Consider the following 8546-nt stretch of genomic DNA (forward strand, 5'->3'; position numbering starts at 1 on the left):
TACCCCCCCCGACTGTCAACTAGTTTTACTATTATTTGGCTACTGATTTGTCACTTAAAGACTATCTTGACAAAACAAAAAAAACGGCCATTCGCCGTTTCTTCGCTTATTCTCCCTCAAAAGCATCTTTTACCTTGTCAAAGAAGCCCTTCTTTTTAGGAGTGACGTTGATATTTCCTGCCTCTGCAAAGTCTTTTAAGGCCGCGCGCTGTTTGTCATTTAAACCAGTCGGAGTAAACACGTTTACAGTCACGTATTGGTCCCCCATAGCTCCTCCACGAAGGCTCGGTGCCCCTTTTCCACGCAAACGGAATTTCTTCCCTGTCTGTGTGCCTTCAGGAATTGTCAAATCAACATCTCCATGAACAGTAGGGACATGCACGACATCTCCTAAAGCTGCTTGGACAAAATTCAGATCCAAGCGGTAATGGATCGTGGTCCCCTCACGCTCAAACTTATCCGAAGCCTGAACAGCAATTCGAACGTAAAGATCGCCATAAGGACCCCCATTGTAGCCTGCTTCTCCTTGTCCAGCTAGGCGGATCTGCTGACCAGTCTCGACCCCAGCAGGAATCTTGACGGTAACGGTGTGGGCTTTCTTTTCATGTCCACTACCATGACAGGTTGCACAAGGCTCTTGAATGACTTGACCCCGTCCATGACAGACATCACAGGTGACCTGACGACGCATCATGCCCAGAGGAGTTCGCGTATCCACATTGATAGCTCCTGAGCCATGACACTTACTACAGGTAACGGGGCTCGTCCCAGGTTTTGCTCCCGACCCATGACACGTATGGCATTCTGCCTCACGTTGGTAGCTTACTTCCTTCTCTGTCCCAAAGATTCCTTCTTCGAAACTAAGGTTGACACGGTATTGGAGGTCATCCCCTTGGCGTGGCGCATTAGGGTTCTGTGCCGCTCCACCGCCACCAAAGAAACTAGAAAAGATGTCTTCAAAGCCACCAAAGCCAGCACCGTCAAAGCCACCGAAGCCACCAGCTCCACCGCCAAAACCACCATTAGCTCCAGCAGCCCCATATTGGTCATAGGCAGCCCGTTTTTGGTCGTCACTCAAGGTTTCATAGGCTTCTTGAACTTCCTTGTACTTATCCTCTGCCCCCGGTTCCTTGTTGATATCTGGATGGTATTTTTTTGAAAGCTTCCGATAAGCTTTTTTGATCTCGTCCGCAGAAGCATCCTTGGATACCCCCAGACGATCGTAGTATTCTGTATTGTTCATATGTAAATACCTTTTGTTATTTTTTTGATAATTTTCTTAGGTGGTGGGGACGCAAGCGACCTCTTGCAGAGTTCCATTACTTATTTTTGAACCCACGGGTTTCAAAAATCCCCTCGTAAGAGTAGCAGGACTACTCTTACTCTCACCACGGCGAAAATTATCAGATGAGCGGTCTTCGACCGCATTGCTATCGCATACTATCCAAAAACAGAGGCTGGGTTGCAACCTCTGGATTTCTTTTTTATCATTTACTAGTTAGGCTGAATTGAGTTTCGGATTAAAGGAATCCTCAAATCTCGGAACCTTTCTTTATTTCAGGAGGTTCCGCTAAAACAATCCACTGGATTGTTTTACTTCTCCGTAAACTCTCCATCCACAACGTCATCGCCTGCGTTTCCGCTTGCTTGTGCGCCTTGATCTCCTGCTTGGGCTTGTTGGGCTGCTGCAGCTTGTTCGTAGAGTTTCACAGCAAGTCCTTGGGCTTTTTCATTCAAAGCTTCAAGTTTTGCTTTCATTTCGTCCAAGTTGTTGTCTTCTTGGGCTTTCTTAAGGTCATCTAGGGCAGCTTGGGCAGCGTCGCGTTCTGCGTCAAAGCCTTTGCCTTCTGTTTCCTTGATGGTCTTTTCAGTCGCAAAGATCGCTTGGTCTACTTCGTTACGCAAATCTACTTCTTCCTTACGTTTCTTATCTGCTTCAGCGTTTGCTTCTGCATCTTTCATCATGCGGTCGATTTCTTCGTCAGTCAAACCTGAGTTAGATTGGATGACAATGGTTTGTTCTTTTTGAGTTCCAAGATCTTTCGCTTTAACAGATACGATACCGTTTTTGTCGATATCAAAGGTTACTTCGATTTGTGGGATACCACGAGGTGCAGCTGGGATATCAGTCAATTGGAAACGTCCAAGAGTCTTGTTATCTGCTGCCATTGGGCGTTCCCCTTGAAGAACGTGGATATCAACAGCTGGTTGGTTGTCTGCCGCAGTTGAGAAGACTTGTGATTTAGAAGTTGGAATAGTTGTGTTGCGGTCGATGAGTTTTGTGAAGACTCCACCCATTGTTTCGATACCAAGTGACAATGGTGTTACGTCAAGAAGAACCACGTCTTTCACATCACCAGTGATGACACCACCTTGAATCGCAGCACCCATAGCCACTACTTCGTCAGGGTTCACTGATTTGTTTGGTTCTTTACCAGTTTCAGCTTTCACAGCTTCTACAACGGCAGGGATACGAGTGGATCCACCAACCAAGATCACTTCATCGATGTCTGACAAGCTAAGACCTGCATCTGACAATGCTTGACGAACTGGAGTTTTCGTACGTTCTACCAGGTCACGAGTCAAATCGTCAAATTTTGCACGAGTCAAGGTCATTTCCAAGTGAAGCGGTCCAGCTTCACCAGCAGTGATAAATGGTAAGCTGATTTGTGTAGAGGTCACACCAGAAAGGTCTTTCTTCGCTTTTTCAGCAGCATCTTTCAAACGTTGAACCGCCATCTTGTCTGTTGACAAGTCGATTCCATTTTCTTTCTTGAATTCTGCAACCATGTGGTCGATGATTTTTTGGTCAAAGTCATCACCACCGAGTTTGTTATCCCCTGCAGTTGACAATACATCGAAGACACCGTCACCCAACTCAAGGATAGAGACGTCGAATGTACCACCACCAAGGTCGAATACCAAGATTTTTTCTTCCTTGTCAGTCTTATCCAAACCGTAAGCCAGAGCTGCGGCAGTTGGTTCGTTGACGATCCGTTCTACTTCAAGACCAGCGATTTTACCAGCGTCTTTAGTTGCTTGACGTTGCGCATCGTTGAAGTATGCAGGAACGGTGATCACAGCTTTAGTTACTTTTTCACCAAGGTAATCTTCAGCATAACCTTTCAAGTATTGAAGAATCATAGCTGAAATTTCTTGTGGTGTGTATTCTTTACCGTTTGCAGAAACTTTTTCAGAAGTACCCATCTTAGATTTGATAGAGATCACTGTATCTGGGTTTGTAACTGCTTGACGTTTTGCAGCATCCCCAACGATGATTTCACCGTTTTTAAACGACACAACAGATGGAGTTGTGCGGTTACCTTCTGGGTTTGCGATGATTTTGCTTTCAGTTCCTTCAAGAACTGCTACTGCTGAGTTGGTTGTACCTAAGTCAATACCGATAATTTTAGACATGTGTTTTTCTCCTTGTTGTTTTTTCTTCTTTTTTGATATTTCCCTTAAGTGGTGGGGACGTGAGCAACTCCCTCCGGGATTTCATCACTTATTTTTGAGCCTATTGTCTCAAAAATCCCCTGTTTCAGTAGCACAAGCTACTGAAACTTTCACCACGGCGGGAAATATCTTCCTTACAAGCCTCCGGCTTGCGTATTATCTTTCTTTCATAGTTTAGTGTCGTTTCGGACAAGTTTTCAATGTATTTATGTTACGACACGAGGAGTCGAAATCGATATTATTTCGACGACGAGTTAGTAAGGAGGCTAGGCAAACGCCATAGCGATTGCCGTTTTCTGACGAGTTGCTTTAGCTACCGTCAGAATTGCCTAGTTATAAACAACTACCATAGCTGGGCGTAGGACGCGCTCATGGAGTTTGTAGCCTTTTTGGAAGACTTGGGCGATGGTATCAGCTGGGTGCTCATCGTCTGCTGGAACTGTTTGGATGGCCATGTGGAAGTTGTGGTCGAAGTTTCCTTCTGCTGGGATTTCTTCGATGCCTTCTTCTTTCAAAGCGTGAACCAAGCTTTCCTGCACCATTTCGAGTCCTTTTTTGACATCATCCGTCAAGCCTTCAACGGCAAGAGCCCGTTCAAGGTTGTCCAGTGATGGTAAGATGGCTTTGGCCAAATCTTGGCTCCGGTATTTTTGCAAGTTTTGCCGCTCCTCATTGGCCCGACGTTGAATGTTTTGCATCTCCGCGTGAGCACGAAGGTATTTGTTTTCAAACTCATCTGCCCGCTCATTAGCAAGCTCTAATTCTGACTTTTCAGGAGTTGCTTCCGCTTCGATCCCTTCTTGTACTTCCTCTTTCACCTCAAGCTCTTCTGCTTGGTCTTCTTTTTTCTTTTTTGCCACACGGCACCTCCTCTTAAGCTTCATTTACTTCATAGTGATTACTACTCAAATAGCGATAAAAATCAATGAGTTTCATGGTCAAAACCCGATTGACCACATTGAGTTGGCTCACCACCTTTTGATAATCCAAATTCACCGGACCAATCACAGTTAGCATCCCAAATCCACGATAGGGGATTAAGAACTTGCTTGTAATCAGAGTCAAATCTGATAGACTGGGTTCTTTACTATCTGCCACGCGAACCGCCTGCATCTGGTCTTCTGCAATGCTTTCCCGGATTTCTAGAGCAATTTTACGAGGCTGATCGACCAAGTGATAAGCTTCGGAATGAGCGAATTTCAGAAGATTCACCTTCCCAGCTACCACTACTTTTTCTTCAAACATCTCTGAAAAAATATGGTCAAACAAATCCAGGACATTGTCCGTCGTTGTAAAATAACGCTGGATAATCTGCGGAATTTCTGTCCGAATCTTATAATGAATATCCAAAACCGTCTGTCCCAAGAAGCGATCCTGAATCATATCCCTCAAGCGTATCAAATCTTCTTGAAGAAAATTCTTTGGAATCCTAAACTGACTCGTGATGGTGTTGGACTCATCTAGCGTAAACACCGCAAGAGCCGTGTGGGAACCTAAGACAACAATATCAAATGCTGTCAAGCGCTGATGACTCGGTTCCACATCTAGGGCAACGATGGTATATCCACTGAGATTGGCCAGGGTATCTACAGCCTCTTGAAAGATATCTTCTAGCTTAAAAAACTCACGATCGAAATTCTTGACAGTCTCATAAACTTCACTTTCGGAAATCCGGTCCAGTACGAGCGAATGTTGCGCAAAATACTGGTAGCCTGCCCGACTAGGCATCCGTCCACTGGAAGTATGAGCCTTTTCAAGAAGCCCCTGCCTTTCAAGCGCAGCCATGTCATTTCGAATCGTCGCACTACTAGACTTAATCACATCTTGAAGACTTTTTGAACCCACAGGTTCCTGAGTTTGAGTGAATAATTCAACAATAAGATTAAGGATGTCGTTTTGTCTCTCAGTGATCAAGATGAGCCTCCTTCTTATTTATTCGAATTTTAGCACTCTAACCACCTAAGTGCTAACTCATAGTTTTATTATACTCCTCCCTTTTTAAATGTCAAGAGGAAAATCGTAAAAAATAGCACTCTGTGACATAGAGTGCTAAAAATCCGTCTTCAGACGGATACTGCAAAAGAAGAGAAAAGTCAGTTATAGGGTGTTCAGCCTAGTCTAAGTCTGAAAAACACCCCTTTTTACTTACCGGCCGCCTTTAATTGCGCGACATACTCTTCTAAGGAGATTTGTTTCTCGGTCATATATTTGGCATTTTCAACTCCGACATAGCGCCAGTGCCAATCTTCATACTCGATCCCAGTCGATGCACTATAGGACTTTTCAAATCGCAAGACAAAACCATACTCTGGTGCGATCTTCTTGACGGCCGAAACGACGGTCGCATCGCTTTGGTTCAAGCTATCCACAGTAGACATATCCATCGCGAGACCTGTCTGATGCTCACTGGCTCCTGGAGGCTGCGAGTAGGTTTCTACGACTTTTTTAGCTTCCTCCTCTGTAATCCCTCTCGTTGTCATTTCTTGCTGAACATACTGATTGTAAAGAGTCGTCTGGTACGCCACGCTTCGGTATCCTGAAATCGGATGTTCTTGAGCATTGATCGCACGCGCTGCTGCTATAAATTGCGTCGCCTGATCAGCAATCCGACTGTCTAAGGTGATATTTTCAATAGTAGCCAAATTAGGGTTCATCTCTTCGGTGATATTGTCTCGGTTGACCAAGACGAGGTTCCAATCGCTACTTTTAGCCTCTGAAGGAAGGTCCTGACTCGCTGATGCGGTCTTCCCTGCTGCACTAGAGCTTGTTGACGTTGAAAATACAGTCGTCTGAAGGACTGGTAGAGAAGAAGGAGAAGCCTCTTCTCGATGAGAGCCCGCTGGCTGCCGTGACAGCAAGAGGAGACACAGACAAAGTCCCAAAAAGAGAAGAAACAACAAAGCGATTTCCGCACCTACTTTTCGCTTTCTAGAGCGTCTTTGAGGCATTTTCTAATCTCTCCTTCCCCTTCATCCGGTAGGAGAGATCTCCGACCGTTTCTAGTTGTAATCGACCATTCTCATAGGAGACCAGAGTCACCGACCCATTTTCTAATTCAAGGTCCATGCGCTGCCCCTCTGATAAGAGCCAAGCCAGCGTCGCGATGGTCATACCATGGCTGACCACCAGAGCATTTCCTCCCCCAGCTTTATCTACTTCTTGGGCAATGGCTGTAAAACCGGATAAAATTCTTTCTTTCAGTTGATCCCAAGGCTCTGCCCAACCAGCTGAATCCGCCTGGTAAACCCCTTCAGCAATTTGTTCAAAATTAAAAGTCTCATCGTCTGTGACACCAGTAATCCTTGGCAAGACTCCCGAGAACAACTCCTCGTCGTACATTCCTTCATAAGAGCCAAAACACCACTCACGAATCCGCTTGTCTTGGTAATAGGGGATCTTTCCTAAAATGCCCAATTCTCTCTGAGCGATCGTGATGGTTTGGACTGTCCGGCCTAAATCACTGGAAACAGCCCTTTTAAACTCCACGCCAGCCTCTTTCAACCCCAAACCAAGTTCACGAATTCCTTCCTCACCGGCCCGTGTCAACGGCGTGTCCGACCAACCTTGAACGCGACCAATCGTATTGAACATTGTTTTCCCATGTCGCGCGATATACAAGCGTGTTTTTGCCATATCCTTCTCCTTTTAAAACTCTTTTTGTATTTCTAGTGTCCTTTGGGGGAGACTGCGTGTGCGTTTCATCAACTTTAAGCAAGCAACCCTATTCTATCGACCTTAGCTAGTTTTGACCCGACCTCTATCTGCTTAACACGAGTCATTTCTCCTCATTATTATACCATTTCTTTCAAAAAACAAGAAAAAGAAAAAAACGCCTTATCTTGAACTGTACCCCAAAAGTCAGACGGAAAAAATCTAACTTCTGGGGCCCAGTACAATCTCTGGCGTTTCCTTTAGTGACTGGAAGAATTCCCACGGAGAATCTCGTGACCGCGCTCCTGGTAACTCGTATCTCCTACTGTCTCTAGTTGGAACTGATGGTCTTTATAGCGAACTACCGTGACACTCGCATTTTTGACAGATGGATTTAAGACAATGGATGGATCAATCAAGCTGGCAATGGTCCAAATCGTCAAACTATGACTTACGACTAGTGCATTGCCTCCTCCATTTGCTTCTACATTCTGAGCTATCTCCGTAAAGCCAGCCAAAATTCGTTGGCTCAATTGAGACCAAGGCTCTGCCCATCCAGCTGTGTCTACTGCATAGATCCCTTCAGCAAACTCCTCCAGCGTCAGGGTCTTGTAGTCTTCCACATCTAATACTCGCGGAATAACCCCGTGGAACAAGTCCCCTCCATAGGCTCCATCAAAACTCCCAAATCCCCATTCACGAATGCGTTTTTCAAAATGGTAGGGGATTTTCCCAGCCAAGCCCAGCTCTTCGAGCAAGATGGTCATGGTTTGGATCGTTCGACCCGAGTCACTCGAGTAAGCTTGAACAAAGGGGATTGCCGCTTCTCTTAGCCCTATACCTAACTCATGAATCCCTTGTTCTCCTTGTTCTGTCAAGGGTGAATCCGACCAGCCTTGTGCCCGTCCAATCGTATTAAACATAGTCTTTCCATGACGAACAATATATAGTTTCGTTTCAGTCATTTTTCCTCCTCTGTCGCTTCTTCTAGTAGCAAGGTCTCTTGTTCCCAAGTGCAGGGCCATTTAGCAAGCACTTTTTCTCCTAGTTCTTAAACGAATGAACCGGCGCTGGGATCTGTCCTCCACGATTAATAAAATCTGCCGATGAAGCCTTGTTCACTTTCATAACAGGAGCATAGCCTAGAAGACCTCCTAACTCCAACATGTCCCCGACTTCTCCATAAGGGATAATACGGACAGCCGTCGTCTTTTGATTGATCACACCAATCGCTGCTTCATCTGCAATCATTGCTGCGATAGTAGTAGCTGGTGTATCAGCCGGAATGGCAATCATATCCAATCCAACTGAACAGATGGCTGTCATGGCCTCTAATTTTTCTAGATTGATGGCGCCAGACTGAACAGCTGCAATCATGCCCTCATCCTCCGAAACCGGGATAAAGGCTCCAGAGAGGCCTCCGACTTGGTTACAAGCCA

8 protein-coding genes are annotated in these 8546 nt (G+C 45.4%); all 8 read right to left on the bottom strand.

Translation table 11 applies throughout. The features are described 5' to 3' along the window. Nucleotides 1-106 precede the first annotated feature (106 nt). The gene (gene dnaJ, locus STRDD13_RS05155) at nt 107-1243 is read right to left on the bottom strand and encodes a molecular chaperone DnaJ (protein ID WP_067102732.1); all 1137 of its coding nucleotides are present in this window, start codon (nt 1241-1243) and stop codon (nt 107-109) included. Between the two features lie 350 nt (nt 1244-1593). After that, nucleotides 1594-3417, bottom strand: coding sequence for a molecular chaperone DnaK (dnaK, locus tag STRDD13_RS05160; protein WP_067102734.1), 1824 nt, complete (start codon nt 3415-3417; stop codon nt 1594-1596). Nucleotides 3418-3785: 368 nt separating this feature from the next. Beyond that, complete coding sequence (gene grpE, locus STRDD13_RS05165; RefSeq protein WP_067102735.1) at nt 3786-4316, bottom strand: nucleotide exchange factor GrpE; 531 nt, start codon at nt 4314-4316, stop codon at nt 3786-3788. Between the two features lie 13 nt (nt 4317-4329). Further along, nucleotides 4330-5370 carry a heat-inducible transcriptional repressor HrcA gene (hrcA, locus tag STRDD13_RS05170; RefSeq protein WP_067102737.1) on the bottom strand — a complete coding sequence of 347 codons (1041 nt, stop codon included), beginning with the start codon at nt 5368-5370 and terminating at the stop codon, nt 4330-4332. 227 nt (nt 5371-5597) lie between these two features. Then, nucleotides 5598-6404 carry a M15 family metallopeptidase gene (locus tag STRDD13_RS05175; RefSeq protein WP_067102739.1) on the bottom strand — a complete coding sequence of 269 codons (807 nt, stop codon included), beginning with the start codon at nt 6402-6404 and terminating at the stop codon, nt 5598-5600. Beyond that, nucleotides 6385-7089, bottom strand: a complete 705-nt coding sequence (locus STRDD13_RS05180; RefSeq protein WP_067102741.1) for a histidine phosphatase family protein — start codon at nt 7087-7089, stop codon at nt 6385-6387. Before STRDD13_RS05180 ends, STRDD13_RS05175 begins: the two co-directional genes overlap by 20 nt. A 278-nt stretch (nt 7090-7367) precedes the next feature. Continuing rightward, the gene (locus STRDD13_RS05185; protein WP_067102743.1) at nt 7368-8072 is read right to left on the bottom strand and encodes a histidine phosphatase family protein; all 705 of its coding nucleotides are present in this window, start codon (nt 8070-8072) and stop codon (nt 7368-7370) included. A gap of 79 nt (nt 8073-8151) precedes the next feature. Next, nucleotides 8152-8546 (bottom strand): DUF711 family protein (locus STRDD13_RS05190; RefSeq protein WP_156471277.1); only part of this gene is annotated, 395 nt, incomplete at its 5' end.

Source organism: Streptococcus sp. DD13 (assembly GCF_001578875.1).
Taxonomy (GTDB): domain Bacteria; phylum Bacillota; class Bacilli; order Lactobacillales; family Streptococcaceae; genus Streptococcus.

Excerpts from the sequence above, each read along its gene's own strand:
- STRDD13_RS05175 (WP_067102739.1), bottom strand. The coding sequence starts at position 6,404 with ATGCCTCAAAGACGCTCTAGAAAGCGAAAAGTAGGTGCGGAAATCGCT.
- dnaK (WP_067102734.1), bottom strand. The coding sequence starts at position 3,417 with ATGTCTAAAATTATCGGTATTGACTTAGGTACAACCAACTCAGCAGTA.
- STRDD13_RS05180 (WP_067102741.1), bottom strand. The coding sequence starts at position 7,089 with ATGGCAAAAACACGCTTGTATATCGCGCGACATGGGAAAACAATGTTC.
- STRDD13_RS05185 (WP_067102743.1), bottom strand. The coding sequence starts at position 8,072 with ATGACTGAAACGAAACTATATATTGTTCGTCATGGAAAGACTATGTTT.
- dnaJ (WP_067102732.1), bottom strand. The coding sequence starts at position 1,243 with ATGAACAATACAGAATACTACGATCGTCTGGGGGTATCCAAGGATGCT.